This is a genomic window from Streptoverticillium olivoreticuli subsp. olivoreticuli (genome assembly GCF_003391135.1).
Taxonomy (GTDB): domain Bacteria; phylum Actinomycetota; class Actinomycetes; order Streptomycetales; family Streptomycetaceae; genus Streptomyces; species Streptomyces blastmyceticus.
The window spans coordinates 1034880-1061716 of the sequence record NZ_CP031455.1 but is presented as its reverse complement, the minus strand read 5'-3'; the positions used below and the strand labels follow the sequence as shown (position 1 = coordinate 1061716).

Sequence of the window (26837 nt, the reverse complement as noted above, 5' to 3'; positions counted from 1 at the left end):
GGCGGATGGAGTCGGCCCCGACGGGAGAGGGGAGGGGGAGGTGCACAGCATCTGCCGGATGGTCTGCGACGGTGTGCGGGTTTTTCCCCGTCTCGGTCATGAGTGGGGTGCGCGGCAGGTAGTGCACGCGCTCATCGGCCCGGGCGGCCGACCGGACGCGGTGGGCGTATGACCGGCCGGCCGGCACCCGCGCTGCTGCCCCCATCGCTGCGCGCGTGGCTCGGGCTGATCGCGGCGCTCGCCACGCTGGCGGTCGTCGTGCTCGGGGTCCTGTACGCCGGCCACAGCGAGCCCGGCACGGTGGACAGGTGGATCATCCAGCCGACGGCGGACACTGTGGGGCCGCCGTGGCGGCAAGTCGCCCTGGCCATGGACTCCTTGGGGGAGCCCGCCGGAGCGGCGACGCTGGTCGTGGCCACCGTGACGGGCTGCCTGCTGCTTCGGCGTCCTCGCGCGGCGGTGCTCGTCGTTGTCGGCGTCGGCATGACCGTGGGGACGGCGACGCTGCTCAAGCACCTGGCGGGACGCACCATCCACGGCGACAACCTGTCCTACCCGAGCGGGCACACCGCCTTCGCCACCGCGCTCGCCCTCGTGGTGGCGCTGCTCGCGACCGGCCGGCTCGGCCTCGGCAGGACGGCCGGCACGTTGCTCGTGCTCGTCGCGGCGCTGGTCGCCGGCGCCGCCATGGGCTGGGCGCAGGTCGCCCTGGGCGCGCACTACCCGACCGACGTCCTCGGCGGCTGGTGCACCGCGCTGGTGGTGATACCGGCGACCGCGTGGCTGGTCGACCGGACGGCCGACGCCGGTCGGCGGGAGCGTAACTGACGTCACGTCACATCATGCCAAGCGGCGGAATACGGGCTTCACCGGCCGCCCGGCCAGCCAGGGGGTGGGGTCGGCGGCGTCCAGTGCCTTCCGGTACACCGCACATGCCTGGGCCACCACGTCGACGGTGCGGTCGATGTCGGCGTCGCCGAGCGCGCTGCTCACCACGAACGACGGGGCCAGCACCCCGCCCGCGAGGAGCCGGCGCAGGAACAGGGTGCGGTACTGCTGCGACGGCTGCCGGTTCTCGTCGAGGGTGGCGAAGACCAGGTTGCTGGCCCGGCCCCGGACGACGATGTGGTCGCCGACGCCCATGCCGGCCGCGGCCTCGCGGACACCGGCGGCCAACCGCTCGCCGAGGGCGTGCAGCCGCGCGGTGACGCCCTCCTCGACGTAGGTGGTGAGCACGGCCATCGCGGCGGCCAGCGAGTGTGTTTCCGCACCGTGCGTGGTGGACAGCAGGAACACCCGGTCGCCGGGGTGACGCAGCCCGCCACGCTCCATCAGATCGCGGCGCCCGGCCAGCGCGGAGACGGCGAACCCGTTGCCCAGCGCCTTGCCGAACGTGGAGAGGTCGGGGACGACGCCGTACAGGCCCTGGGCGCCCGCCTCGGACCAGCGGAAGCCGGTGATCATCTCATCGAAGACCAGTACGCAGCCGTGCCGGTCGGCCAGCTCGCGCAGGCCCTGGAGGTACCCGGGTGGCGGCTCGGTGTGGGAGGCGGGTTCGAGGATCAGGCAGGCGACCTCGTCCTGGTACCGGGTGAGCAGCTCCTCCGTGGCGGCCAGGTCACCATAAGGGAACGCCACGGTGAGCTCGGTGGTCGCCGCCGGAATGCCCGCGGACATCGGCGTGGTGCCGATGAACCAGTCGTCGACGGAGAAGAACGGATGGTCGCCGCAAATGGCCACCCGCGGGCGCCCGGTGGCGGCGCGGGCGAGGCGCACCGCGGCGGTGGTGGCGTCGGAGCCGTTCTTCGCGAACTTCACCATCTCGGCGGTCGGCACCGTGGCCAGGAAGCGTTCCGCGGCCTCGACCTCCACGATGGACGGCCGGACGAAGTTGCTGCCGCGGTCGAGTTCCCGCCGCACCGCCTCGATCACGCGTGGGTGGGCGTGGCCGAGGCTGACCGACCGCAGGCCGGAGCCGTACTCGATGTAGCGGTTGCCGTCGACGTCCCACACGTGGGCGCCGTGGCCGTGGCTTATCACCGGGGCCAGGTTCTCGGGGTACTGGTCGTCGCCCTTGGCGTAGGTGTGCGCGCCCCCGGGGATCAGGGCGTGCAGCCGCTCGTTCGCGGCCCGGGACCGGGGCAGCGGGAATTCATCGGTGTCCATGCCGACCTCACCTCTCCTTTTGCTTCAGGGCCTCGGCGAGGCTCGGCGCCTCCCGGTCCCGCTGGGACATCGATGTGACCGGCAGCGGCCAGGGAATGGCGAGTTCCGGGTCGTCGAAGGCGATCGTCACGTCCTCGGCCGGATCGTGCGGGCGGTCGATCCGGTACGAGGTGTCGGCGATTTCGGTCAGCGCCTGGAAGCCGTGCGCGCACCCCGCGGGGATGTACAGGGTCACCTGCGTCTCGCCGGACAGCTCGAAGAAGGCCGGGTTGCGGTAGGTCGGCGAGTCCGTCCGCAGGTCCACGACGACGTCGAAGATCCTCCCGTACGAGCACCGCACCAGCTTGGCCTCGCCGGCACCGGAGCGCAGGTGCAGGCCGCGCAGCACGCCCCGGGCCGAGCGGGACACGCTGTCCTGGATGAAGGTGTCCGGGTCGAGGCCCACCGAGCGGACCACGTCGGCGTCGAAGGTGCGGCAGAAGAAGCCGCGCTCGTCGGCGTACGGCGTCGGCTCGAACAGGTACGCGCCGGCGATCGCCGGGACTTCGGTCGCTTTCATGGAGCCTCCCGCAGGGCGTGGGCATGGGCGTGGTCGGCCGCCGGGAACAGGGCCGCGGTCAAGGCGCTGAACTGGTGCTCCAGTTGCCGGGCGGCGATCACGTTCCGCTCGGTGAGGGTCCGCCGCAGCTCCGCCGATCGCTGCTCCAGTGCCCGGAACTGCTCGAGCAGCCGGTCGGCGTCGACCTCGCGGGCCGGATGGCAGTACGCGGCAAGCCCCATCCGATCCATGAGCGCGTCGCTCTTCGCCGCATAGCTGAGTGCGAGCGTGGGCGTGCCGACCTTCAGCGCGCAGATCAGGTTGTGGTAGCGGGTCGCCACCACGGTGTCGGCAGCCGCCATCTCCTTCATCAGGTCGGCCAGCGAGGCCGCTTCGGCGGCGGTGACCAGCGGCGAGTCCACCGCGTCGAGGATCGCGGCGACCACTGGCGCATCGCACTCGTCGCCGGTGACCAGCCGGACCGGCCTGCCGTCCTCGACCAGCGCGCGGACGAAGCGGGTCGTCCCGTCGAGGTAGCGCCGGTGGATCTCCTCGGCGCGGGCGCGGTCGTCGTCGCCGCCGTGGAAGTCCATGACGCCGACGCAGACCTGGCCCGAGGGATCAGGCGGCGGCGTCGGCAGGGCGAACGCGAGGTCCGGGTAGACCTCGTCGCGCGCGGTGTCCACGCCCATCGCCCGCATCGCGTCGCGGGACAGGGTGTCCCGGTAGGAGCGGTAGGTGGCCAGCCGCGCCGACCAGCGCACCAGGGCCCGGGCCGGCCGGTTGCCGATCGCGGCGGCGCCCACGCCGACCAGCGCGACCCGGGTGCCGAACAGCCGGCCGGTCGCGCAGAGCAGGAACAGCGCGTACGGGAAGCCCCACGGCCGCAGCGGCAGCGTGGCCTCCAGGACGCCCATGCCCGGCACGATCACCACGTCGTGCCGGCGCACCCAGGCGGTGGTGCGGGCGGCGTCGACGAGTTTGCCCAGACCCTTCGCCGCGATCGCGCCCGCACGCGACGCGGTCCGGTACTCCCCGCGGTACCAGTGCAGCCGCGTCGCGGGGATTCCGTACCGGGCCGCGACGACCTCGGGTCCGCCGCACAGCGCGTCCACGACCGCCTCCGGGTGCTCGGCGCGGAGGTAGCCGAGCACGGCCTCGAGCGACCCGTCGTTGCCGAGGTTGCCGGAGCCGAGCAGGCCGAACACCCCGACGCGCACCGGGGTCTCGTCCGCGGACGTCATGCCCGCCTCTCCCCACGTCCGGCGACGAGGGCGTCGACGGAGACGGTGAGTCGGCCCGGGTCGACGGGGGCGCGGTCCTCGACCCGCTCGCCGGCGCCCGGCCGGACCCGGCTGGCCATCCATGCGCCCAGGTGGCGGTGGCACGCGCGCCGGTCGGCCGGGGACAACGGCGCCCGCCGGATCGCCGAGGCGAAGCCCCAGACGTACTCGGCGAGCAGCCGGGGCGTCGGGTGCAGCGGGCCTGCCCGGCGCGGGTCCAGGTTGACGCACCGGGAGCGTTTGGAAGGGTTCGCCCGCTCGGCGCGAGTGGGGTGGTCGCGGCGGAAGTACAGCAGCTCCGGCACCTGGTGGAAGGGCCCGTGCAGGGTGATCTCGGCGACGAACGTGCGGTCCGCGTGGTGGTAGCTGTCGTGCGGCTTCACCCGGCGCAGCACGTCGGCCCGCATCACCCCGTAGAAGTCGTCGCCGCCGGGCTCGAACAGCAGGCTGCGGAAGCGCTCCGGCGCGTACGGCGAGTCGGTGGCCAGCCCGTACTCGTACGGGACCTTGACCTGGCCGTCGCCGTCGATGACCGCCTGGCCGGAGTGCGCGAGGATCACGTCCGGCCGCTCGTCCAGCGCCTCCACACAGCGCCGTAACAGGTCCCGGGCGTACAGGTCGTCGTGCGAGGCCCACTTGAACAGCTCGCCGCGGCACTCGGTGAACACGTAGTTGTGGTTCGGCGCGGCGCCGATGTTCCGGGGCAGCCGGAGGTACCGGACGCGCGAGTCCCGCGCGGCGTACCGGCGGCAGATGCCCCGGGTCCCGTCGGTCGAGGCGTTGTCGGAGACGACCAGCTCGAAGTCCTCGTAGGTCTGGCCGAGCAGGGCGTCGAGCGATTCGGCCAGATACTCCTCGCCGTTGTAGACGGGCAGGCCGATGCTCAGCCTGGGTCGGGTGGTCATGAGGTCCTCACTTCGGGAATGGGGTGGTGGTCGCGCTCGCGCAGGGCGGACCGCAGTTGCAGCCACCACACGGCCGAGCCGCAGGCGGTCGCGGCGGCGACGCCCCAGGCCGAGCCGACCGTGCCGGCGGCGGCCGCACCGCCGATCCCGCCGCCGAGGTAGCAGGCGGAGGCGAACAACTGGCAGCGCAGGCTGCGCCGGGCCGCGGCGAGCGCGCGCAGCCCGGCCGCCGCGCCGCTGCCCAGGCCGGCGCCCGCGACGCCGAGCGTGGCGGGCAGGATGAGCCGCGAGGCGGAGTGCCAGACGTCGCCGAGGACGAACTCGCCGGCCCGGTCCGGCATCAGCAGCAGCGCCGAGCCCCACAGCAGTGCGGCGGCGGCCTGCCCGCCGCCCAGCAGGAGACAGAACCGGCCGAGCCGTTGCGGTGACTGCCTCAGCACCCGTGCCGCCTCCGCCACGGTGACCAGCGACAGCCCCATCAGCAGAGCGAGGAACGGGCCGAGCAGGAGCTCCGCGCCCCGCACCGCACCCACCGCGCCGACCCCGGCGATCGCGCCGAGCCCGTACGCCCGCAGCTGGCCGGCGCCGCTGAGGCTGACGTTCTCGACCAGGTACCGGGAACCGAGGTCGCGCTGCTCGCGGAGCCACCCGCGGGCCTGGGTCACCCGGGGCCGGATGCCGGACTGGAGGAAGCCGTACCCGGCGGCCACCGCGGCGGCGGCGCCCCAGGCCAGCAGGAACGCGGCCACGGTGCCCACCCTGGCCGCCACCACCATGGCCGGGACGAGTGCGACGCCCTGCACGAGGTCGTTGGCGAACGCCTTCCGCCCGGCGCCGGCGGCGAAGAACGCGAACCGCCGGGAGTCCTGGAGCAGCAGCGCCGGCAGGGCGACGCCGAGGCAGGCGAACGCGGGCCCCACGTCGCCGCCGAGGCCGAGGCCGATCAGCAGGCAGACCGCGCCGAGGGTGGCGCCGACGGCGAGCGCGGCGCCCGACGACCGGGCCGCCGCCGCGCGCCAGGTCGCCTCCGGCACGCCGCTGAAGCGCACCACGAGCGGGTCGGTGGCCAGCCCGCGGGCGACGTTGAGCACGACGCCGTAGGTCAGCCAGGCCAGGCTGAACACGCCGAACGCGTGCACCCCCAGCTCGCGGGCGACGTAGATGCCCACCGCGAAGTTGATCATGCTGGAGACCGCCTGGTCGGCCAGCCCCCAGGACAGCCGTCCGACGGCACCCCGCTTGGCGGTCCGCCGGGCCTCTCCGGGTGGGTCCGCCGGTGCCGTCGCCCCCTCGGTGGTCATCGGCGTCATGCCTTGATCAGCCCGGCGCCGTGCAGGGCGTCGGCTGCGACGGCGACGGTGTCGAACGGCAGCCCGGACCGCTCGGCGACGTCCAGCAGACTGTGCTCGCCGTCGGAGAGACTGAGCACCCAGAGCATGGCCATCTGGGCCTGCTTCGCGTCGCTGCGGCCGCCGAGCGAGTCGTACAACCCCCGTCGGCCCAGCTGCGGTTCGCCGTAGGGACTGAGGTTGACGTACCGCCGGTTGCGGTCCAGCACGGCGAATGCCTCGCGGCAGACGGCGAGCGTGTCCGCCATCGCCTCCGGGGAGACGAAGTCCAGGTTGTCCGCCGAGGTGTGGTACTCGGGATACCCGGCGTACGGGGTCCGGCTGAGCGAGCCCACGCCGAGGTCGAACCCGGGCGAGCAGAACTGCCGCTCGTCATAGCCGTACGGAGTGAACTCGGCGACGCGGTGCGGGCGTTCGGATGCGAGCAGCACATGCCGCATCACCCGGTCGATCTCCGCGTCGCCGCGCCTGCTCTGCTTGTACGTCAGCCGGCCCGGGTCGCCGGCGCAGGCCAGCACCAGCCCGTGCTTTACCTGCTCGATCCGCTCCGCGTTGCGGGCCAGCCAGGTGATCGCCCCGATGGTGCCGGGCGCGAACAGGAACCGGTAGGTGTACCAGGGCGTCTCCTCCGCAAGCGCCCGGGCCAGGAACGTCGCCACCGCGATGCCTGCCAGGTTGTCGTTGGCCAGCGACGGGTGGCAGACGTGGCAGGAGACGATCACCTCGTCGGGAACCTGCCCGGGGACCACGTGTTCGGCGTAGGTGAGGTGGCCGTCCGCGAGTGTGGAGTCGATGCGCACCTCGTAGTCGCCGTCCGGCAGCGCGTCCAAGGTCTCCTGGGCCAGGCAGAACCCCCATTCCGGCGTGTAGTAGCTGGTGCGGTACGGCACCCAGCCCGGGTGGTCGGGGAGGGTGTGCAGGTGTCCGCGCAGCTCGGCCAATGGCATGGTCGCCGACACCGGCACGCTGTAGCCGAGCACGTGCAGGCTGGACGCGGCGAAGTCGACGACGCGGTTGCCGGCGGTGTCGGCGATGTACGCGTCCCGGATGTTCCACTCCTGCGGCACCGTCCAGTCGAGCACCTGAGTCCCGGTCGGCACCTCGTGCACCTGCAGCGGAACGTACTCGTCGACGATCTCCAGGGTGGCGCGCACACCGTCACCGGTGATGCTCCGGCACAGCGGGTACAGCCGCTCCACCAGCGCGTGCATCTGTTCGCCGGCCGAGGTCATCGGCGCCACCGCAGGGTGTCGTCGACGGTGCCGGCGTCGGACGCCGCGCGCAGCACGGCAAGGCGGGTGAAGCGTCGCTCGAAGTCCTCCCGGGTCAGCCCGAACTTCCGGTAGGCGTCGGCGAGTTCGAGCGCGCCCTGCTTCACCGTCCACTCGCAGTCGAAGCCGGGGATGGCGGCGCGGAACCGGGAGAAGTCCACCCGGTACGACCGTGGATCGGCACCGGTCTCCCCGGTGATCACCACCCGCGCGCCGGACACCGCCTCGGCGACCTGCTCTGCGATCTCGGCGACCGTGACGTTGTTGATCTCGCTGCCGATGTTGAACGCCCGGTCGTGCACCGCTTCCCGCGGTGCGGTGAGCGCGGCCGCGAAGGCCCGTGCGATGTCGGCGGCGTGCACCAGCGGGCGCCAGGGGGTGCCGTCGGAGAGCACCAGCACCTCGCCGGACAGGAGTGCGTGGCCCACCAGGTTGTTCAGCACGATGTCGGCGCGCAGCCGGGGCGAGTAGCCGAAGGCGGTGGCGTTGCGCATGAACACCGGGCCGAAGTCGCCGTCGGCGAGCGCGTGCAGGTCGTCCTCCACCCGCACCTTGGACTCCGCGTACGGCGTCACCGGGCGCAGCGGGGCGTCCTCGGTCACCAGGTCGCCACCGCCGGCGGCGCCGTAGACGGAGCAGGTCGACGCGTACAGGAAGCGTCGCACTCCGGCGTCGCGGGCCAGCCGGGCCAGCCGCACGGAGGCGTGGTGGTTGATGTCGTAGGTGAGGTCCGGCGCCAGCGATCCCAGCGGGTCGTTGGACAGCGCGGCCAGGTGGATCACGGCGTCCACCCCGGCCACGTGGTCGGCCGTGACGTCGCGCAGGTCCACCCGATGCCCCGGCGGGTCCGCGGGCGACGGGCCCAGCAGACAGTCGGCGAACAGGCCGGAGTCCAGCCCGACGACCTCGTGCCCGGCGGCCGCGAGGACCGGGGCCATCACGGTGCCCAGGTATCCCTGGTGTCCGGTCAGTAGTACGCGCAAGGTTCAACCCCCCAGGTTGAGAGTGAGTTTGGTGGCGGCGAACGCCTCGGCGTAGCGCGCGTGGCATTCGATGCCGCGGATTCGTGCGAGACCGAGGAAGGCCTCCCGGTCGTACCAGGGCCGGTGCCGCTGCGAGGGGTAGTGCTCCTGCAGCAGCCGCACCTTCTGTTCGGCGATCTCCGGCGACAGCGGCTGGTACGCCGCCGGACGGCCGAGATCGCCGTCCCACTTGACGATCTCGTAGCCGAGCACGAGGTGGTCACGGAATGCGGTGGTCACCAGCTCCGCGAGGCCCCGGTGGTCCTGGTGCGCGTCCTCGGTACGCGGCGCCAGCATCAGATCCGGCTCGGTCTGCAGACGCAGCTCCTCGACCGCGGCCTTGGCCTCCTCCCAGTGCGCGGGCAACCGGCCGTCCGGCAGCTTGAGCACGGTCAGCCGCAGTTCGGCGCCCGGGCAGAAGGCGGCGAGCGCGGCCCGCTCCTCCTGCTCCCGCTCGCTGCCACCGCCGGAGAGCACCAGCGCGTCGATACGGATACCCGGCCGCGCGTGACACAGCGTCAGCAGCGTGCCGCCTGCGCCGATGGCGATGTCGTCGCAGTGCGCGCCCACTGCGGCGATCCGTTCCAGGGGCCCGGCCCCGAGCCGGATCACGCCCGCACTCCCACAGTGTCCCGTTCCCACACGGCCCACGGGCGGTCTCCCCGGGCGTAGGCCTCGTCGAGCGCGGCCCGCTCCTTCACGGTGTCGGTCGGCTTCCAGAAGCCGCGGTGCTGATGCGCCACCAGCCGGCCGTGCTTGGCCAGTTGGGCACATCCGTCGGCGACCAGGTCCCCGTTCTCCGGGATGTGGTCGAAGACCTCCTGGCGGAGCACGAAGTAGCCGCCGTTCTCCCACAGCGGCATGTCGCTCACCGCCGTGATGCCCCCCACCAGACCGTCCTCGCCCAGGTCCACGCAGTGGAACGAGGACTGCGGCGGCACCACCATCATCGACGCACCGGCGTCGCGCCGGGCGAACCGGTCGATCATCTCCGGCAGCGGGGCGTCGGTGAGCACGTCGGCGTAGTTGGCGAGGAACATCTCGTCGCCGTCCAGGTGGTGCCGCACCCGGCGCAGCCGCTCCCCGATCGGTGACTCGATGCCGGTCTGCGCGAACGTGATCGTCCAGTCGGCGATGTCGGTGGACAGCAGCTCGGTCTGCCCGCCCCGCAGCACGAAGTCGTTGGACGTCGTCTCTTCGTAGTTGAGGAAGAAGTTCTTGATGTGGTGGGCCCCGTAACCGAGGCACAGGATGAACTCCGTGTGCCCGAAGTGCGCGTAATAGCGCATGACGTGCCAGATCAGCGGCCGCGGGCCGACCATCGCCATCGGTTTGGGCACGTCGTCGGAGGCGCCGCTGCGCATCCGCATCCCGTAACCGCCGCAGAACAGGACGACCTTCATCGCTCGACCTCGACAATGCTCAGTTCCGGGATGGGAAAGACCAGCCGGCCGCCCCAGTCGTGCACGAAGGACAACTGCTCGACCAGCTCGGCCCGCAGGTTCCACGGGAGGACGAGGACGTAGTCCGGTCGGTCGGCGGCTATCTGCTCGGGCGGCAGGATCGGGATGCGGGTGCCCGGGGTGAACCTGCCGTGTTTGTAGGGGTTGCGGTCGACCGTGTACGGGAGCAGGTCGGGCCGGATGCCGCAGTGGTTGAGCAGGGTGTTGCCCTTGCCCGGGGCGCCGTAGCCGACGACCGTCTCGCCGCGCTCGGCCGCCTCGACGAGGAACCGCAGGAGATCCCGGCGCACCTTGGCCACCCGGGCGGAGAACTCGGTGTACCCGGACAGCTCCTGCAGCCCGGCGGCCTTCTCCCGGGCGAGCACGTCGGCCACCCGCCGGGTCGGCTCGCCGGCCACCTCGGCCGGCCGGGCCCACAGCCGGATGGAGCCGCCGTGCGTGGGCAGCAACTCGACGTCCACGAGCGCGAGTCCGCCACTCGCCAGCGCCCGGATCGCGGACGCGACCGTGTAGTACTGGAAGTGCTCGTGGTAGATCGTGTCGTACTGGTTCTCCTCGATCAGGGTCAGCAGGTGCTGCACCTCGATGGAGACCCAGCCGTCGTCGGCGACCAGGGCGCGCAGCCCCTGGGTGAACCCGACCACGTCGGGGATGTGCGCGTACACGTTGTTGGCCACGACCAGGTCCGCCGGGCCGTGCTCGGCGCGGACGGCCGAGCCGGTGGCCGGGGCCAGGAACTCCGTGAGCGTGGGCACACCCGCGTCCCGCGCCGCGGCACCGACGTTCACCGACGGCTCGATGCCGAGGCAGCGGATCCCGCGGTCCACCACGTGCCTGAGCAGGTACCCGTCGTTGCTCGCGACCTCGACCACGAAGGCGTCGGGGCCGAGACCCACCCGCTGTACGGCATCGGCGACGAACGTGCGCGCGTGCTCCACCCAGGAGGTCGAGTAGGAGGAGAAGTACGCGTACTGCGTGAACGTCTCCTCCGGCGTGATCAGCGGAGGGATCTGCGCGAGCCAGCAGTCGGTGCAGACCCGCAGGTGCAGCGGGTACGCGGGCTCCGGCTGGTCCAGTTGGTCCGCGGCGAGAAAGCTCTCGCACGGCGGGGTCGCCCCCAGATCGACGACGCTCGCCAGCGCCGCCGAGCCGCAGAGTCTGCATCGTGTCATCTACTGCCCCCATCCCTGCTCGCGCGGGTGCCCCGCCGCGAGCCGGCGTTTGTGTTCCCTACCGGCGGCGGGCTGTCCCCGCCGCCGGACCGCACCGCGATCGCGGTGCGGTACCCCTCCACCAGGCGCTCCAGCCCGACGGCCGGGCTGAACCCCTGCTCGTAACGGCGCCGGGCCGCCTGGCCCATCTCTTGGTTGCGGGCCGGCCCGGCCGCGATCCGGCGTATGCGGGCCGCGAGCGAGGCCGCCTCGCCCGGCCGGTGCAGCAGCCCGGTCACCCCGTCCTCGACGAGTTCGACGAAGGCGCCGTGACCGGCGGCGACGGCCGGGACCCCCGCCGCCATCGCCTCCACGACCACCAGGCCGAACGCCTCCAGCCACGTCGAGGGAGCCACCACGGCGACCGACCGCGCGATGGCCTGCCGGCACTGGGCCGCGTCGTACAGGCCGACGTACCGCACGTCGTCCCGGCCCGCCGCCCAGGCGGTCACCTCTGGCTCCAGCGGCCCCGCGCCGGCGACCACGAGCGGCACACCCACACCGCCGCTCGCCGCGATCTCGTCCCACGCGGCCATGAGCAGCCGCACGCCCTTGGCCTCCGCGAGCCGGCCGAGATAGAGCAGATGCTCGCCGGCGCCCGCTCGGCGGACGCCCGGTTCGGGCACGAAGTTGTGCTTCACCGCCAGCCGCTCGGGCGGCATGCCGGCCCGCACCAGGACGTCGCGCTGCGCCGCGGAGATGCAGAAGAACCGCTCCACGCCGGACCACCACCGCCGCCGGTTGACCGACAGGCTGACCGCGAGCGGCACCGTCGCCAGCCGGGAGCCCCGGTAGCAGCCGTGCCGGACGGCGGGCAGCGGCGTCGCCCCGACGCACTCGGTGCACGGCCGGCCGTCCCGCTGCAGCGTGCCGGGCGGGCAGACCTGGGTGTAGTTGTGCAGCGTGGCGACGGCGGGCACGCCGGCGTCGGCGCAGGCGGCCAGCACCGCGGGCGACAGGAGCGGGAAGACGTTGTGGACGTGGACCACGTCCGGCCGCTCGGTGCGGAGCCGGGCGGCGAGCTCCGCGCGGACCGCCGGGTTCCACGGCACCAGCAGCGGCACCGCGGCCTTGCCCAGCAGGGACCGGGCGGCGATGTCGTCGCTGCGCCGCTCGAACACCTCGACCCGGTGGCCGCCCTCGCGCAGCAGCTCCACCTCCTGGTCGACGACCTTGTTCTCCCCGCTCGGCTGTGCCGAGGAGTAGCGGTTGTGCACCACGAGGATGTGCATGCTCAGGTCACCTCCGATCTTCGGGCCCATCGTGGTACGCGTCGTTGAGGGACTTCGGGCGTCGGCGGGGGAGTGGCCGCGGCAGGTGCCGCCAGCAGCGAGGCGGCCACCGTCAGATGCAGCAGATACGGCGAGGCGTCGCCCAGCCCGGCCTCGGTGTACGACGCGATCGCGCAGTAGCTGATCAGGAAGATCGCGCAGGCCCTCGACAGCGACGGTGGCCGCAGCAACGCGACGCCGCCCAGCACGATGATGACCGCCGCCACCAGGGCGATGCCGGTCAGACCCTGCTCGTGGTAAACGGCCAGCCAGCTGTTGTCGATCGGCAGCCCGCCGAACGACTTGTCGCCCAGGCCCACGCCGAACAACTTCTCCGAGGTCGTCCGGGGCGCTGCCAGCAGGGCGTCCCAGACCTTGGCCCGACCGGTGAGGTTGGAGAAGTTCTCCTGGCTCTGTCCGCGCAGGAACCACGCCTGCAGCACGGAGCTCAACGCCACCGCGGCCACGGCGGCGCACAGCACCGCCCAGCCGAAGAACCGGCGGGCGGCGGCGCTGGTCAGGACGAGCGAGCCGATCGCCAACGCCAACCCGATGAACAGGCCGAGCGTGGCCGTCCGGGTGTGGGTCAGCGCGAGCAGGACGAGTGACGGCACGATGACCACCGCCGCGCCGGCCCTGGTGGTCCGGTGGCCCAGTACGAGCAGCACGGTGAGCCCGATGATCACCGCGGCGTACTGTCCGATCTGCGGCGGGGTGAGCGGCCACAACGCGCCGACCAGCCGCCCGCCGTAGAGATCGGGCATGGCCGCGCCCGGTGAGATGAGCAAGCCGGCGGCCACCGACGCGAGCACCGCGAAGTACATCCGGATGTGGTGCCGGACGAGCGTCTCGCTGCCGTCCCACCAGCGGCTGAGCAGCCACAGCGTGCCGACGAAGAGAGCCAGCCGGGCGCACCGGAACAGCGCGCCGAACCCGGACTCCAGGTGCGCACTGGAGATCACGCTCGACACCAGCAGCAGGGTGAGCAGGAACAGGAAGGCGCCGGCCCGGATGCGCAGCCGGAGATTGAGTGCGAGCGCCAGCGCGAACGCGGCGACCAGCGCGCCCATGGTGACCAGCTGGATGAGGGAGCGGGGCAGCGGGATGATGGTCTTCGCCCCGGCGGAGCCGAGCGTGTTGAGGATCAGCAGCCCCCAGACCGTACCGACGGCCTTCGACGTGTGGTCCTCGCCCATCTCAACCACCGTCCCGTGCGCGGAAGGTGCTGCCCGCGTCCTGCTGGTACGGCGTGCCCTGCCACTGCCCGGAGTCGAGGACCCGGCTCGGGTCGTGGGCGACGAATTCCCATGGTCCGAGGTAGACGTTGTCGTGCCAGCGGTTGTTCTGCTTGAGGGTGATCGCCTCGGCCACCCTTTCGCCCTGGTAAGGCGACCAGTTCGGATAGGTGCCGTAGTTGGCCAGCACCGCCATTCGGTCGCACTTCGCCGTGCACTTGACGATGGACTTGTCCAGCACGAAGCGGTTGTCGTGGATGTCCACCCGCTGGGTCTTCCACCGGCAGTCGGCGTAGAGCGGTGCGGTGGCGATCGTCGGCCGCGCGCAGCGGTCGGAGTGCCGCACCAGCAATGTGCAGTCGCCGGACGAGGTGTTGGCCGGGCTGTTGCAGAACCGGTCGGCGTTTTCCCACAGGGTGATTCCGGACCAGTTGTTCTCCAGCACGTTCCGGTCGATCTCGATCTTGTCCGTGCGGGCTCGGATCCGTGGTTCGCCGCCGGACTCGGACAGGTAGACGGTCGCGAACGGGAAGTTGTCGCCGCGGTCGGCGTACTTCCGGCCCTCGACCCAGTTGTTCCGCAGGATCGCGTTGTTCCGGATGACCGCGTTGTAGCTGGTCTCGTAGATCAGCGCGGCACCGTCGTTGGCCTCGAGCACGTTGTCCTCGATGCGGAAGTCGTTGTTGTTGGTGTCCGCCCACAACCCGGTTCCGCGGTTGTCGTGCACCCAGTTGCCGCGTACGTCGGCGCCGTTGACGGCCCAGAACTTGACGCCTCCGGTGCAGCCGCAGCCCGGCTGCCGCCGCTCCCAGTCCTCGGTGTTGTTGGCCACGATCTCGTTGCCCTCGACCACCAGGCCGCTGATGGGATCGCCGGTCTTGTATGCGTTCATTCCGTACTGTCCGTTGCCGCGCAGGCAGCTGGCGCGGACCTGCTGGCGGGCACCGGCCATCAGCCCGGCGCCGGAGTTGTTCTGGATCGTCGCGTGCTCGATCACCCACCCGTCGGCCGAGTCATGGTTGACCACGCCCTCGTTCTGCGGCGCGACGAACCCCTGCACGGTCAGGTAGCGGATGGAGACGTCGCGGGCGGTACCGCCGAACGCGTACTGGTTGGTCTTCCGGCCGTCGAGCACCGCGCCCGGCGCGCCGAGGTAACTGTCCCCCTCCTTGGGGATGACCTGGGCGTACCGGTCTGATTCGAGGCCGTGCGTGCCCGGTCGAAGCCAGAACGTGGTGTTCGGGGGGCTGCTCTTGGTCTTCGCGGCCAGGTCACCGACCACCGCGGGGTCGACCGTCACCGCGCCCGCCGGCGCCTTTGCCGGCCCGTCGGCGGGCTTGGCGCACACCCGGGCCACGGATCGGGCCGCGGACGTGGACGGCGCAGCGGTCGGCTCCGTCGGGGCGCCCGATGTGCTCGCACAGCCGGTCGCCAGCAGGGCCGGCGCCGCCAGCAACGCCCAGTTCCGCCACTTGATCCCCACACGTCCCCCTAGCCGCGGAACTTGAGTACGGTGGTGAACCCTTCCGCGCCGTCGGCGAAACCTGTGCCGACCAGCGTGGTGGTGGGTTCCTTGCGTCCGAAGCCGACGGAGTACCAGCCCAGCGGCGGGTCGGTCTCGCCGCGATGCGCCCGCCAGCACAGCTGCCCGGGCAGGTCGAGCACCGCGGAGCGGTCCTCGCCGTCCCGGGTCCAGGTGAGCACTGCCCGGTTCCCCACCAGGTCCGCGGCGATCGCCGGGCCGAGGTGGAACGCCAGGCGCGCGGCCCGGCGCGGGCCGCGTACCTCGTCGACCACCCGCAGCTCCTGGCTCGCGGCGGTCAGCTCCACCCGGCGGCGGTGCACGGAGCTCTGGTAACCGTCGTGCTCGGCGCACCAGCGGGCCACACCCTCGCCGCCGGATGTGTCCGCGACCAGGACCCGGCTGCGGGCATGCCGGGTCCACAGGAACGGGCCGCCGGAGACGGACTGGTCACCGCCGTCCAATTGCAGGGTGTTGTGACCGAGGGTCGACCGGAAGTACTGCCGCCACCCGGGCTGCCCGTGGTAGCAGAACGTCCCCGGGTCGGCGAGCACGTCGACCCCGTCGTGCCGGACCTCCACGGACAGCGCGTCCGCGTGTGCGTGCGCGGCGATGGACAGGAAGCCGTGCGGACCGCCGTCGCAGCGGCACCAGATCTCCGCCGGACCGCGCAGGATGGTAAGCCCTGCGTCGGCGAAGTGGCCTGGCCGGCTTGCCGGGCGGGTCACGGCCGGTGCACTGCAGTTATCAGCGCCGGCATTCCTCGGGTACGGCCGGATGAGCGCGGCCAGCAGCGGGGTGCGCACATCGGTGTCGGCCACCGTCGGCCACCAGGCGAGCCGGCCGAACACGGCGTCCCCGGTGGCCAGCAGCGAGGCCCAGCGGTCGGTGCCCGCGCCGTCCACGACCAGACCGTGCCCGTCGTCCGCGTCCCCCTGGCGCGGCGGCCGCAGCCGGCCGTCCACGATGGCCGCGAGGGCGTCGGTCATCCGCAGCAGCACCAGCCGGATCGACGCGGGGACCGGCACGCCGGCGGCATCCGCCTCGGCCACCGCGGCCAGGCCGAGCTCCAGCACCAGTCCGTGATACTCCGTGGCCAGCTCGCGGTTGAGGCCGGAGCCGAAGGTGTTGCTCCGCAGATGCCGCTCCAGCGACCGCAGCGCGCCAGCGCGCCAACGCGCCGAGGAGGGGAACCACCTGAACGCGCAGGCCGCCGCGAGCTGCCCGGCGGCCTCGGCGATGACGTGGTTGTTCGCCGAAGACCCCCGGCTGGGGAAGGCGGCCAGCCAGCGCTGGTGGTGCCAGATCTGGTTCAGCGCCACCGGGTTGTCCTCGAACAGCCCGGGCGCGCCCGGCCAGCCGTCGAGCAGCCGGCGGATCCACACCCAGGACAGCAGCCGGATCCCCAGCTCGATGCCGCTGATCCAGTGCACTCCGCGCAGCGGCGCGTTGGCCGCCCACCACGACCGCAGGTGCTCGGCCACTCGCTCGGCGTACCGCTCGTTCCCGGTGACCGCGTAGGCGGCGGCGAGCACGGTGAGGTACTGATGCCGGGACAGCTCCCAGATCTGCTTGACGTCCCCGACCGCGTCCTCGTTCCGGTACGGCACGTCGAAGGCGTACCCCCACGGAGCCCGGCGCCCGGTCTTCGGGTCGTACCACCAGTCCGGGTCGGCCAGGTCGTCGCGGTCCACCCCGAAATACCCGGCGTGCCCGGCCATCAGCCGGTCCGCCTCGGCGATGAGACGTTTCGCGGCGTCCGGCGGCACCGCGGCGATCGCCCCGGCGGGCAGTACCGCGGTGAACCGGGCGCCGGTCACGCCCGGGCAGTCCGGCAGCGCCGACCGCCACCGCCGCCTGCGCACCGCGTCGCCCACCCGGCCGCCGACCTCCTGCGGTCCCATCCGGGACAACCGCCGCAGGTACCAGCCCGCGCTCATGGTCATCGAGCCCTCGCCAACGTCACCGGCGCGCCGCCGACCAGGCCGGCCTGCACGGCGAGGGTGGCCGTCGTGGTGGCGACCAGTGACTCCAGCGGCACCGGCATCGGCCCGCCGGTCCGCACGGCCCTGATGAAAGCGGCCAGCTCGGCGTTCTGGCCCTTGTCCCGGGCCTTGGGCAGCCGCGAGCTGACCCACCGCTTGCGGCCGACTCCTCCGTCTGCGAACACCGAGGCACGGACGAAGTCGTCGAGCTTCAGCACCTTGCCGTCCGCGACAAGGTCCAGCGTCTCCTTGGGGAAGCCGGGCGCGCCGGTGGTGACGTAGCTGATGGTGGCGGTGGACCCGTCCGGGTAGCGCAGCACGACCTGCAGGTCCTCGTTGCCGGACGTGGCGACCGCGTACACCGATACCGGGTCGGCTTCGAGCAGCCAGCTCGCCGTGTCGATGAAGTGCCCGCCCTCGCCGGCGAACCGCGAGCCCTCGGTGCCCTGTTGGAGGTACCAGCTGCCGTGCGCCAGCCGGCCCGCGTTGACCAGGTAGCGGACGCTCGCCGGCCCGGTCCGGGCGCCGAACCGCTTCCTGGCCTCCTGCAGCAGCGGCGCGAACCGGCGGTTGAAGCCCACCTGCAGCCGGTCGTTGCCGGACTCCTCCACCGCCGCGAGCACACCGGCCAGCTCGTCCTCGGTGAGCGCCAACGGCTTTTCCACGAACACCGCCTTGCCGGCCAGCAGCGCCCTTCGCGTCAGTTCGGCGTGCGAGCTGTGGCGGGTGACCACGAACACCGCGTCGATGGACGGGTCGCCGAGCACGGCGTCGAGATCGGTGGTCGCCTCGGCGAAGCCGAACTTCCGCTTCGCGTTGGCCGCGGACAGCGCCGTCGTGGTGACGACCGTGGACAACTCGACGCCGTCGCGCTGTGCCAGGTGCGGCAGCAGCATCGACGTCGCGTAGTTTCCCGCGCCGGCGAACGCCAGCCGCACCGGCCCCTTGGCAGCCCGGGCCGGACTCCGCCGCACGTTCACCGTGGGCACCGTGACCGCCGGGGCCTCGGCTTCCACCTCGTGTCCGGGGTACCGGAACAGCACGGCCACGGCCTTGAGATCGCCGTCCTTCAGGCGCCGGTACGTCTCGACGGCGTCATCGAAGTCGGCGATGTGGGAGACCAGGGGTTCCACGTCCACACGGCCGCGGGCGAGGAGATCGAGGAAGCACGCCAGGTTGCGGCGCTCGGTCCAGCGCACGTAGCCGATCGGGTAGTCCCGCCCGTCGAGCTCGTACTCCGGGTCGTAGCGCCCGGGGCCGTAACTGCGGGAGAACCGTACGTCGAGCTCTTTCTCGTAGTACGCGTTCCACGGCAGGTCCAGGCGGCACTTGCCGATGTCGACGACCCGGCCGCGGTCCCGGCTCAAGCGGGCGGCCAGCTCGACGGGCTGGTTGCTGCCGCCGCCGGCGGCCAGGTACACCTGGTCCACGCCGTGACCGCCGGTGAGCTCGGTGACGGCAGCCTCCACGGCCGCGGACGCGGGATCGCCGCAGGCCGCGGCGCCCAGGCGCTCGGCGAGCTCGCAGCGCACCGGGTCGGGGTCGGCCCCGACGACGCGGACTCCCGAGGCGGTCAGCAACTGCACCACCAGCTGCCCGATCAGCCCGAGGCCGATGACCAGCGCCACGTCGCCCAGCTGTGACTCGCCGCGGCGGACGCCCTGCAACGCGATCGACCCGACGGTGCCGAAGGCCGCGTGCCGCGGCGCGAGGCCGTCCGGCACCCGGGCGTAGAGGTTCTTCGGCACCCAGTTCAGCTCGGCGTGCAGCGCGTGCTCATTGCCGGCGCAGGCCACGAGGTCGCCGACCTTCACATCGTCGATCCCGGTGCCGACCTGCTCGACCACCCCGCACAGCGAGTAGCCCAGCGGCGTGTATGAGTCCAGCTTGCCCATCACCTTGCGGTAGGTGGCGGGCACCCCGTTGGTGGCCACGCTCTGCACGACCTTGGCCACCTGGTCCGGCCGGGAGCGGGCCTTGCCGAGCATCGACATGCCGGCCTCGGAGACCTTCATGAGCTCGGTCCCGGTGGATATCAGCGAGTAGGCGCTGCGGACCAGCACACCGCCCGGCTTGCACCCCGGCACCGGCACGTCGAGCACCGCCAGCTCGCCGCTCTTGTAGTTCTGCACAACCTGTTTCACCCGAAGTCCCCTTGTTTCTTACGCCGTCAAGTGAGCGTTCTGGCCGGACCCGGAGGTCGCGCCGCGGTACCAGTACTCGAGGGTCAGCACGTGCCATAGATGCTTGGAGAAGTCCCGCTGCCCGGCGGCGTCCTCGGCGACCATGCGCGCCAGCGCGTCGCGGCGCAGGAACCCGGAATTGACGAGCACGCCGTCGTGCACCACCTCGCGCACCAGCGGTGCCAGATCCCGGCTCATCCAGGCGCGCAGCGGGGCGCTGAACAGGCCCTTGGGCCGGTACACGATCTCCCGGGGCAGGACCGAGGCGGCCGCCTCCTTGAGGACGGCCTTGCCCTGTCGTCCGACGATCTTGCGATCGCCGGGCACGGCGAACGCCGCCTTGACCACCTCGACGTCCACGTACGGCACCCGCACCTCCGTCGACGCGGCCATGCTCGACCGGTCCGTGTAAGCGAGGTTCAGGCCCGGCAGGAACATCCGGGCGTCGCCCAGGCACATGCGGTTGACGAAGTCGTCGAGGTCGTTGTCCTGGTAGATGTCCGCGTGCTCGGTCAGCACGTCCTCGACCGTCCCGGCCAGGTCCGGATTGACCAGGGCGAGCAGTTCGTCCTGGTCGTACATGGTGTAGCTGCGCCGGAACGCGGTCTCCTCCGGCAGATCGGCGAAGGAGAGGAACCGCTTCGCGAAGCGCACCGACCGGTACCCCCGGCGGGCCGTGGCGACCGGCAGCCGGTCCACGGTCGCGGACAGGCCGCGCCGCAGGGGCCGCGGGATGCGCTGGTAGCGCAGCGCGATCAGGTTGGCCAGGTGTTTGCGGTAACCGGCGAACAGCTCGTCGGCACCCATCCCCGAGAGCATCACCTTGACCCCGGCCTCCCGGGCGGCCGAGCAGATCAGGAACGTGTTGATCGCGGCGGGGTCGCCGATCGGCTCGTCCAGGTGGTACGTCATCCGCGGCAGCAGGTCGAGCACGTTCGGAGCGATCTCGATCTCGTGCAGGTCGACGCCGAACCGCTCGGCCACCCGCTGGGCATAGCGCAGGTCGTCCGGCATCGCCTCGAACTTGGCGTCCTCGGCGCGGAATCCGATCGTGTAAGCGGAGATACCGGGTCGGTGGCGGGCCGCCAGCGCGGTCAGGTAGCTGGAGTCCAGCCCGCCGGAGAGGAAGGTCGCCACGGGTACGTCGGAGAGCAGATGGCGCCGGGTCGACTCCTCGACGACGGCGGCGACATCCGGCCGCTCGCCGCTCCGGGCCCGCTCCCGGCCCTCGGCGGCGACGTCCCGGAGGTGCCAGAACCTGCCGTGCTCCACCCTGCCGTCGGGCCGGCACCGCAGCCAGCTCCCCGGCGGCAGCTTCTCCGCTTCGCGGAACGCGCACCGTGAGTCCGGCACCCAGTAGTACAGCAGCGAGGCCACCAGCGCCGCCTCGTCCACCTGCAGCGACCCGCCGGTCACGGCGGCGAGCGCCTTGAGCTCGGAGGCGAACACCAGGCCTTCACCGCGCCTGAGCAGGAACAGCGGCTTGACGCCGAGCTGGTCGCGGGCGAGCACCAGGTCACCGGTTCGCTCGTCGAAGATCGCGAACGCGAACATGCCGCGCAGCCGGGGCAGGCAGTCCGTGCCCCAGCGCCGCCAGGCCTCCAGCAGCACCTCGGTGTCGGAGGTACCGCGGAAGCGCACCCCGGCGGCCGCCAGTTCGGCACGCAGCTCGGGCGCGTTGTACAGCTCGCCGTTGTACGAGAGGGCGAGGCCGCCCGAGACCATCGGCTGGGCGCCGGTCCCGGACAGATCGATGATGGCCAGCCGGCGGTGCCCGAGGTGCACTTCGCCGTCACCGGCGGGATGGCTGTACCGGCCCGCCCCGTCCGGACCGCGGTGGGCGAGGGTATCGGTGAGCCGGTCGGTCACGGCCTTCCCGTCCGGCCACCGGTAAGTGCCTGCGATGCCACACATGTCCTACCGTGCCTCCTGGTCGCTGTCCGGGACCCGTGCGGCCCACATGGGCAGCCACTCCGTCCGCCCCCGGTCCGTCCCGTTCTGCCGGGCCGGCCGCTCGTTGTTGCCGCGCAGCGCGGTGTGCGGCCCGTCCCACAGCGTGCCGTCGGTCCGGTCACGCGGATCGGGGTCGATCAGCACCACACCGATCACCGGAATGCCCAGGTCCGCGAGTTGCCGTGCCACGGTGTGCAGCCATGCTGCGCTGCCGTGCCCGGCACGCACGACGAGCACGGTCCGGGTACCGAGGTACTGGAGGTCGGTCCACGCCGCGCCGGGCGCGACCGAGCCGACGCCGAACCGGCGCTCCTCGTGCGACACGTCCGCGGCACGCTCGCCGCTGACCACGGTCGGGCCTCCCGGCTTCCGGCCGCTGTCGGCGAGCTGCGGGCCGGGCAGACCATCGATGATCACCACTGGCCCGTCCGATGCCAGCGCCTCGGCGAGGTCCAGGGCGATCACGCTCGTGCTGCGCGCACAGCCCAGTTCCAGCAGCGACACCGGTTCGGCGGAGCCGCGCACGGTGCGGGCCAGGCTCGCGGTGAGCCTTGTCCGCGCCGCCCGGGTCCGTCGGCGCTCCCACCGCCCGGCCGGCCGGCGGGGCGCGTGGCGCAGCTCCGCGACGACCGAGGCGCCCAGGTTCGCCGCGATCTCCCGGCGCAGCACGGGGCGGTCCGCCACCACCGTGCCGACCGCGGCCAGCGCCAGCCCGAGTACGAGCCCGAGTACGAGCCCGATCGCGGCGTTGGTGGCGGCGGCCCCGGGCAGGGAGTGCCGCACCGCGCGCGGGGCGTCCACGATCTGCGTGCCGGCGATGAGTTTGGGCGTGCCGGTGCGCGCCTCCGCGGCGCGCTGGTCGAAATCGGCGATCCGCGAGGTGAGCTCGGCCCGGCGGGCGAAGAGCGACTCGATGCTCGCCGACGCTTTCGGGTCGCTCCCCGGCGACCGGTCCCCGATCGCCTTGTTGACCTGGGCGAGCTCGTCCCGCATGCGGTCACGCTGGTCGAGCAGGGCCTGGGCCTCGGCCTTCGCGGTCTCCTGCATCCGTTCCACATGGTCCGCGACGAACGCATCGGCCAGCGCCTTTGCCCGGGCCACCGCCTCCGCGTCGCTGCCACCTGTCACATCGATCTGCAGCAGGTTGTTGGTCAATCCGGTACCCCGGTAGTTCTGTATGAAGTCTTCCGGTTTTTCAGGGGACTTGAGGGACCGCAGGGCCTTGTCGGCGATCCGCGTGGTCCCCAGCAGCTGGACGTCGGTGCGGATCAGCGTTCCGGTGTCGTTCGGCTGGTCCTCCCGATGCGCGACCAGCACCTTGGTCACCGCGGCCGACGGCGGCGGCAGCAGGACCGCAAACGCCGCGCCGACCAGCAGCCCCAGCAGCGCCATGGAGCACCAGAGGCGGCGGCGCCTGCGCACTGCCACCACCAGTGCCTGCAGGTCGAGGAGCGGAGCGGCGGCCGACGACTCCGAAGTCTTGCTCGTCGTCACACAGAACCACCCCTCGCGTGGCCGCGCACCGCGAGCGCCGGAGTGGCGTTGTCCGGAGGACGGCCGGCGGTCCGCGTCGGACGGGCCCGGACCGTGCCGGCGACGACGGTGCCGACGACCTCGTGCCCTGCGTCCGCACACGCCTCGGCGATGCCGCCGAGCTCCTCCGCGGTCCAGCTGCCCGCGCTGAGCACGACCAGGGCACCGGACTCGGTGTCGCGGTCCGGCACCATCGGCCGGGACACCGAGACGTCCACCACCCGCAGCAGCGGACCGCTCTTGGCCTCGGCGACGAGCTGCCCGGCTGCCCGGCGGGCGATCTCGTCGCCGTCCGGTACGACGACCAGCAGCCGCCGGGGGGCCGGCAGCCGGTCCCGGAGGCGGGCGCACACCCGCCGGTAGCGGATCCGCCTGCCGGCCTCGTCGCCGGACATCCGCGGGGCCGGTATGTCCCACCGGGTGTCGACGCCGAGGAGCCGGCGGATCCGGGCCCGCGGGCCACGGCCTTCCGGCCGGTGCACGGGCCGTTCGCCAGGTACGTCGACGGAACCCAGCAGCACCGAGCCCAGCGCTGCGGCGATCTCCGGTTCGGTGCGCAGTCGGCGATTCACCCGTGCGGCGGCGAGATGGCCGATGACCGCGAGCAGGAAGAACACCAGCGCCCCGGCGCCGATGAGCTGCGTCCTCGTCGGCGGTGCCTCGCCGGTCGGCCGGGCCGCCGGACCCATGACGACCATGCCGGCCTTGCCGGCCGCCGGGTCGGCCTGGTCCAGCTTCTTCATGGCCTCCTGCAGCGCGGTGCGCAGCTTCTCGAGCTCGGTGCGGGCCTGCACGCTCTCCACGGTCCGCCCCGGATCGGCCACGTTGGCCAGGTCGGTGATGCGGAGGTTGGTCTCCTCCACCTTCCTCCGCAGTGCCCCGGGCCCCGTAGCCGCGTCGGATTCGGTGTTGTCGCCTGTCATCCGCGCGGCGAATGCGACGAATTGCCGGGCCATTTGGTCGGAGAGCCGCTGCGCGCGCTCCGGGGTGTCGGCCGTACCCGAGATCTTGATGATGTTCCCGTCGGCGGCCTTGGCGCTCACTCGATCCCGCAGCTCGGCGCCGCTGACGCCCGTCCAGCCGAGCGTGGCGGCCGCACGGTCGGCCACCGCCGAACTGGTCGCGATCTCCGCCTGGGTCAGCAGCTCGCGCTCCTGCCACGCCCCCGGCAGCAGTACCGATGCCGACGCCGTGTAGCGCGGCGGGAACAGCAAAGAGGTGCCGTAGCCGACGAGCGCGCCCACCACGGCGAGGATGGCGAGAATCCGCCAGCGCCGACGGAGAATCCGCCCCACCGTGACCAGGCGTATCGTGTCATCGCTCAACGGCGCGGCCTCCTCCCTGTCCTGACCGGGTCGCCCGCCGACACCGGAATGTGGTCACGGCAGGCGGCGGCGTAGGCGGCGAGCAGCGACGCTTGCGAGTTCCGCCAGGAAAGCGGCCCGCTGATCCGCTCCTGGCCGATCTTGCCCATCCGGGCCCGCTTCTCCGGATCGTCCAGCAACAGCGCGATGAGCTGGGCGAATTCGGCCTCGTCGTTGGCGGGCGCGTAGACGGCGGCGTCACCGGCGGAGACTCGCGCCTCCCGGAGGTCGAACGAGACGACCGGCCGGCCCATCGCCATGTACTCCAGGACCTTGTTCATGGTCGACACGTCGTTGAGCGGATTGCGCGGGTCGGGGGAGAGGCACACGTCCGCGGTGGACAGGTAGCGCACCAGATCGGCGTCCGGAATGCGCCCGGTGAACTGCACCTGCTCGGAGAGCCCGAGCCGCCGGGACAGCTTCACCATCGCGTCGAAGGCGTCGCCGGCGCCGATGAACACCGCATGCCAGTCGGTCCGCCCGAGCTCGTCGCGCATCTTCGCAAGGGCCCGCAAGGCGTAGTCGACGCCGTCCTGAGGGCCCATGACGCCGAGGTAGCACAGCAGATGAGGCTTGCTGTGCTTCAACTCAGGCTCGGGCGGGACCGGTTGGAACCGGTCGATCTGGGGTGCGCTGCGCACCACGAAGACGTCCGCGGGGCGCCGACCGCCACGGCGCACCGCGACGTCCCGGTAGCTCTCGTTCGTGGCGAGCACGACGTCCGCGGCCCGGTAGGTCAGCCGTTCCAGCGCGCACACGGCGCGGTAGAGCAGATCCTCGCCGCGGTCGAACCGGGAGAGGTACAGCTCGGGTACCAGGTCGTGCTGGTCGAAGACGAACCGCGCGCCGCGCCGCTTCAGCCACAGTGCCGGCAGGAACAGCAGGTCGGGCGGGTTGCAGGCGTGGACCACGTCGACCGGGCCGACCTTCCGGGCCAGCCGGACCGTATGCCACAACGCCGATCCGTACTCCCGCAGGTAGCCGGCCGGCCCTCCGGTGGCCGCGCGCAACGGGTAGCGGTGGATCAGCACTCCGTCGATCTCCGCCTCCGGCTCCGTGTCCCGTTTGTTCCCCCGGGGACAGATGACGTGCACCTTCCAGCCCGCGTCGCGCAGCGTCGTGCACTCCTGCCACACCCGCCGGTCGAACGGCACCGACAGGTTCTCCACCAGGATCAGCGCGCGGCGGTCCGACCGGTCGCCGCTGACTGTGTCACCGAACGACGTGTCACCAAGCAAGGCCCATGTACCCCGGTTCGGCCCGGCGCGCCTCGGCGTCGGGAAGGCGGATGAGGTCGACGATCACCGGACCGTCGCCATGGGGCAGCGCCGACAGCACGGCCGGGTCCATGGTCCCGACCAGGCACACCTCGGCGTGCTGGAGCACCTCGTCGACGGAGTCCGCGAGCAGCTGCGCGAGGTGCGGCAGCCGGGTCTCGATGTACTCGCGGTTCGCGCCGATCAGCCGGGAGAGGCTCACGTTGGCGTCGTGGATCCGCAGGTCGTACCCCTTGCCGAAGAGCCTCTCCGCCAGCTCGACGAGCGGGCTCTCGCGGAGGTCGTCGGTGCCGGGTTTGAAGGACAGCCCGAACAGGCCCACCCGGCGCTTGCCGGTGCGCTCGACCAGGTCCACCGCACGCTGCAGATGGTCGGAGTTGGAGGGCAGCACGTGGGCGAGGATGGGCACCGAGACGTCGGCCCGCTGCGCCGCGTGGACCAGGCTGCGCAGGTCCTTGGGCAGGCAGGAGCCACCGAAGGCGAAGCCGGGCCGCAGGTAGGCGGGGCTGATGTTCAGCTTGCGGTCGGCCAGGAACACGTCCATCACCTGGTGCGAGTCCACTCCGAGCGCCTGGCACACCGCGCCCAGCTCGTTCGCGAAGCCGATCTTGAGGCCGTGGAACGCGTTGTCCGCATACTTGATCGCCTCGGCCGCCGGGACCGGCACCCGGAACACCTCGCCGGGCAAGCCGTCGTACAGCGCCGCCACCACGTCGCCGCTAGCCGCGTCGAGCTCGCCGATGACGGTCTTGGGCGGGTCGAAGAAGTCCCGCACGCTCGTGCCCTCGCGCAGGAACTCCGGGTTGACCGCGACCCCGAAGTCCGCCCCGGCCGTGCCGCCGACGTACTTCTCCAGGATCGGTACCAGCAGGTTCAGGCAGGTGCCCGGGAGCATGGTGCTGCGGAACACGACGGTGTGCCGCCCACCCCGCTCGGCCAGCGCCGCGCCGATCTGCTCGGTGACCCGCTCCAAGTACGTCGTGCACAGGCTGCCGTTGGGCTCCGACGGTGTGCCCACGCAGACCAGCGACACCTCGCTCCCCATGATCGCCTCGCGGACGTCGCCGGTGGCGCGCAGCGCTCCGGCCCGCACGACCTCGGCGACGAGCTCGCCGATCCTCTCCTCGACCACCGGGGCCTTGCCGTCGTTGACCAGGTCGACCTTTGCCTGGTTCACGTCCACACCGATGACCTCGTGACCTTGGCCGGCCAGGCACGCGGCCGACACGCAGCCCACGTAGCCGAGCCCTAGGACACTGACTCTCATGACCTGTTCCTCCCCCCGGGCAGGCCCTTTTGGCCTGCC

Annotated in this window: 21 protein-coding genes; 1 reads left to right on the top strand and 20 read right to left on the bottom strand. The window is 72.2% G+C overall.

What is annotated here, in order from left to right; genetic code table 11:
• Nucleotides 1-168: 168 nt before the first annotated feature.
• A complete protein-coding gene (locus tag DXZ73_RS04600; protein WP_116209742.1) occupies nucleotides 169-828 on the top strand; it encodes a phosphatase PAP2 family protein in 660 nt (219 codons plus the stop codon).
• A gap of 12 nt (nucleotides 829-840) precedes the next feature.
• Here the strand turns inward: DXZ73_RS04600 and DXZ73_RS04595 are convergent, their stop codons facing one another.
• From DXZ73_RS04595 to DXZ73_RS04500, 20 genes are read right to left on the bottom strand one after another with little or no spacing between them, the layout of a single operon-like run.
• Nucleotides 841-2166 carry a glutamate-1-semialdehyde 2,1-aminomutase gene (locus DXZ73_RS04595; RefSeq protein ID WP_116209741.1) on the bottom strand — a complete coding sequence of 442 codons (1326 nt, stop codon included), beginning with the start codon at nucleotides 2164-2166 and terminating at the stop codon, nucleotides 841-843.
• Nucleotides 2167-2173: 7 nt separating this feature from the next.
• A complete protein-coding gene (gene rfbC / locus DXZ73_RS04590; protein ID WP_116209740.1) occupies nucleotides 2174-2725 on the bottom strand; it encodes a dTDP-4-dehydrorhamnose 3,5-epimerase in 552 nt (183 codons plus the stop codon).
• Nucleotides 2722-3948, bottom strand: a complete 1227-nt coding sequence (locus DXZ73_RS04585; RefSeq protein ID WP_116209739.1) for a polysaccharide pyruvyl transferase family protein — start codon at nucleotides 3946-3948, stop codon at nucleotides 2722-2724. Before DXZ73_RS04585 ends, rfbC begins: the two co-directional genes overlap by 4 nt.
• Entirely contained in the window at nucleotides 3945-4892 is a 948-nt protein-coding gene (locus DXZ73_RS04580; RefSeq protein WP_116209738.1) for a glycosyltransferase family 2 protein, read from the bottom strand. The genes DXZ73_RS04585 and DXZ73_RS04580 overlap by 4 nt, the downstream gene beginning before the upstream one ends.
• Nucleotides 4889-6193, bottom strand: a complete 1305-nt coding sequence (locus tag DXZ73_RS04575; RefSeq protein ID WP_116209737.1) for a hypothetical protein — start codon at nucleotides 6191-6193, stop codon at nucleotides 4889-4891. The genes DXZ73_RS04580 and DXZ73_RS04575 overlap by 4 nt, the downstream gene beginning before the upstream one ends.
• Nucleotides 6194-6198: 5 nt before the next feature.
• Entirely contained in the window at nucleotides 6199-7473 is a 1275-nt protein-coding gene (locus tag DXZ73_RS04570) for a DUF4910 domain-containing protein (protein WP_205519101.1), read from the bottom strand.
• Entirely contained in the window at nucleotides 7470-8495 is a 1026-nt protein-coding gene (locus DXZ73_RS04565; RefSeq protein WP_116209735.1) for an NAD-dependent epimerase/dehydratase family protein, read from the bottom strand. Before DXZ73_RS04565 ends, DXZ73_RS04570 begins: the two co-directional genes overlap by 4 nt.
• A 3-nt stretch (nucleotides 8496-8498) precedes the next feature.
• Nucleotides 8499-9146 carry a PIG-L deacetylase family protein gene (locus tag DXZ73_RS04560; protein WP_116209734.1) on the bottom strand — a complete coding sequence of 216 codons (648 nt, stop codon included), beginning with the start codon at nucleotides 9144-9146 and terminating at the stop codon, nucleotides 8499-8501.
• On the bottom strand, nucleotides 9143-9937 hold the full coding sequence (locus DXZ73_RS04555) for a glucose-1-phosphate cytidylyltransferase (RefSeq protein ID WP_116209733.1): 795 nt from the start codon (nucleotides 9935-9937) through the stop codon (nucleotides 9143-9145). Before DXZ73_RS04555 ends, DXZ73_RS04560 begins: the two co-directional genes overlap by 4 nt.
• Nucleotides 9934-11169 carry a class I SAM-dependent methyltransferase gene (locus DXZ73_RS04550; RefSeq protein WP_116209732.1) on the bottom strand — a complete coding sequence of 412 codons (1236 nt, stop codon included), beginning with the start codon at nucleotides 11167-11169 and terminating at the stop codon, nucleotides 9934-9936. The genes DXZ73_RS04555 and DXZ73_RS04550 overlap by 4 nt, the downstream gene beginning before the upstream one ends.
• A complete protein-coding gene (locus tag DXZ73_RS04545; protein WP_116215409.1) occupies nucleotides 11166-12440 on the bottom strand; it encodes a glycosyltransferase in 1275 nt (424 codons plus the stop codon). The genes DXZ73_RS04550 and DXZ73_RS04545 overlap by 4 nt, the downstream gene beginning before the upstream one ends.
• A gap of 2 nt (nucleotides 12441-12442) precedes the next feature.
• Complete coding sequence (locus DXZ73_RS04540; protein WP_116209731.1) at nucleotides 12443-13675, bottom strand: O-antigen ligase domain-containing protein; 1233 nt, start codon at nucleotides 13673-13675, stop codon at nucleotides 12443-12445.
• 1 nt (nucleotide 13676) lies between these two features.
• Nucleotides 13677-15197, bottom strand: coding sequence for a right-handed parallel beta-helix repeat-containing protein (locus tag DXZ73_RS04535; RefSeq protein WP_116209730.1), 1521 nt, complete (start codon nucleotides 15195-15197; stop codon nucleotides 13677-13679).
• Between the two features lie 8 nt (nucleotides 15198-15205).
• Nucleotides 15206-17182, bottom strand: coding sequence for a heparinase II/III family protein (locus tag DXZ73_RS04530; RefSeq protein WP_116209729.1), 1977 nt, complete (start codon nucleotides 17180-17182; stop codon nucleotides 15206-15208).
• On the bottom strand, nucleotides 17179-19365 hold the full coding sequence (locus DXZ73_RS04525; RefSeq protein ID WP_116209728.1) for a bi-domain-containing oxidoreductase: 2187 nt from the start codon (nucleotides 19363-19365) through the stop codon (nucleotides 17179-17181). Before DXZ73_RS04525 ends, DXZ73_RS04530 begins: the two co-directional genes overlap by 4 nt.
• Nucleotides 19366-19383: 18 nt before the next feature.
• A complete protein-coding gene (asnB, locus tag DXZ73_RS04520) occupies nucleotides 19384-21318 on the bottom strand; it encodes an asparagine synthase (glutamine-hydrolyzing) (protein ID WP_116209727.1) in 1935 nt (644 codons plus the stop codon).
• Nucleotides 21319-21321: 3 nt separating this feature from the next.
• Nucleotides 21322-22851 (bottom strand): Wzz/FepE/Etk N-terminal domain-containing protein, encoded by a 1530-nt coding sequence (locus DXZ73_RS04515; protein WP_116209726.1) that lies wholly within the window; start codon nucleotides 22849-22851, stop codon nucleotides 21322-21324.
• Nucleotides 22848-24215 carry a Wzz/FepE/Etk N-terminal domain-containing protein gene (locus DXZ73_RS04510; RefSeq protein WP_116209725.1) on the bottom strand — a complete coding sequence of 456 codons (1368 nt, stop codon included), beginning with the start codon at nucleotides 24213-24215 and terminating at the stop codon, nucleotides 22848-22850. Before DXZ73_RS04510 ends, DXZ73_RS04515 begins: the two co-directional genes overlap by 4 nt.
• Nucleotides 24212-25492: a glycosyltransferase family 4 protein gene (locus tag DXZ73_RS04505; protein ID WP_116209724.1), complete on the bottom strand. Its 1281-nt coding sequence runs from the start codon at nucleotides 25490-25492 to the stop codon at nucleotides 24212-24214. Before DXZ73_RS04505 ends, DXZ73_RS04510 begins: the two co-directional genes overlap by 4 nt.
• Nucleotides 25482-26798 carry a nucleotide sugar dehydrogenase gene (locus DXZ73_RS04500; RefSeq protein WP_116209723.1) on the bottom strand — a complete coding sequence of 439 codons (1317 nt, stop codon included), beginning with the start codon at nucleotides 26796-26798 and terminating at the stop codon, nucleotides 25482-25484. The genes DXZ73_RS04505 and DXZ73_RS04500 overlap by 11 nt, the downstream gene beginning before the upstream one ends.
• Between the last annotated feature and the right edge of the window lie 39 nt (nucleotides 26799-26837).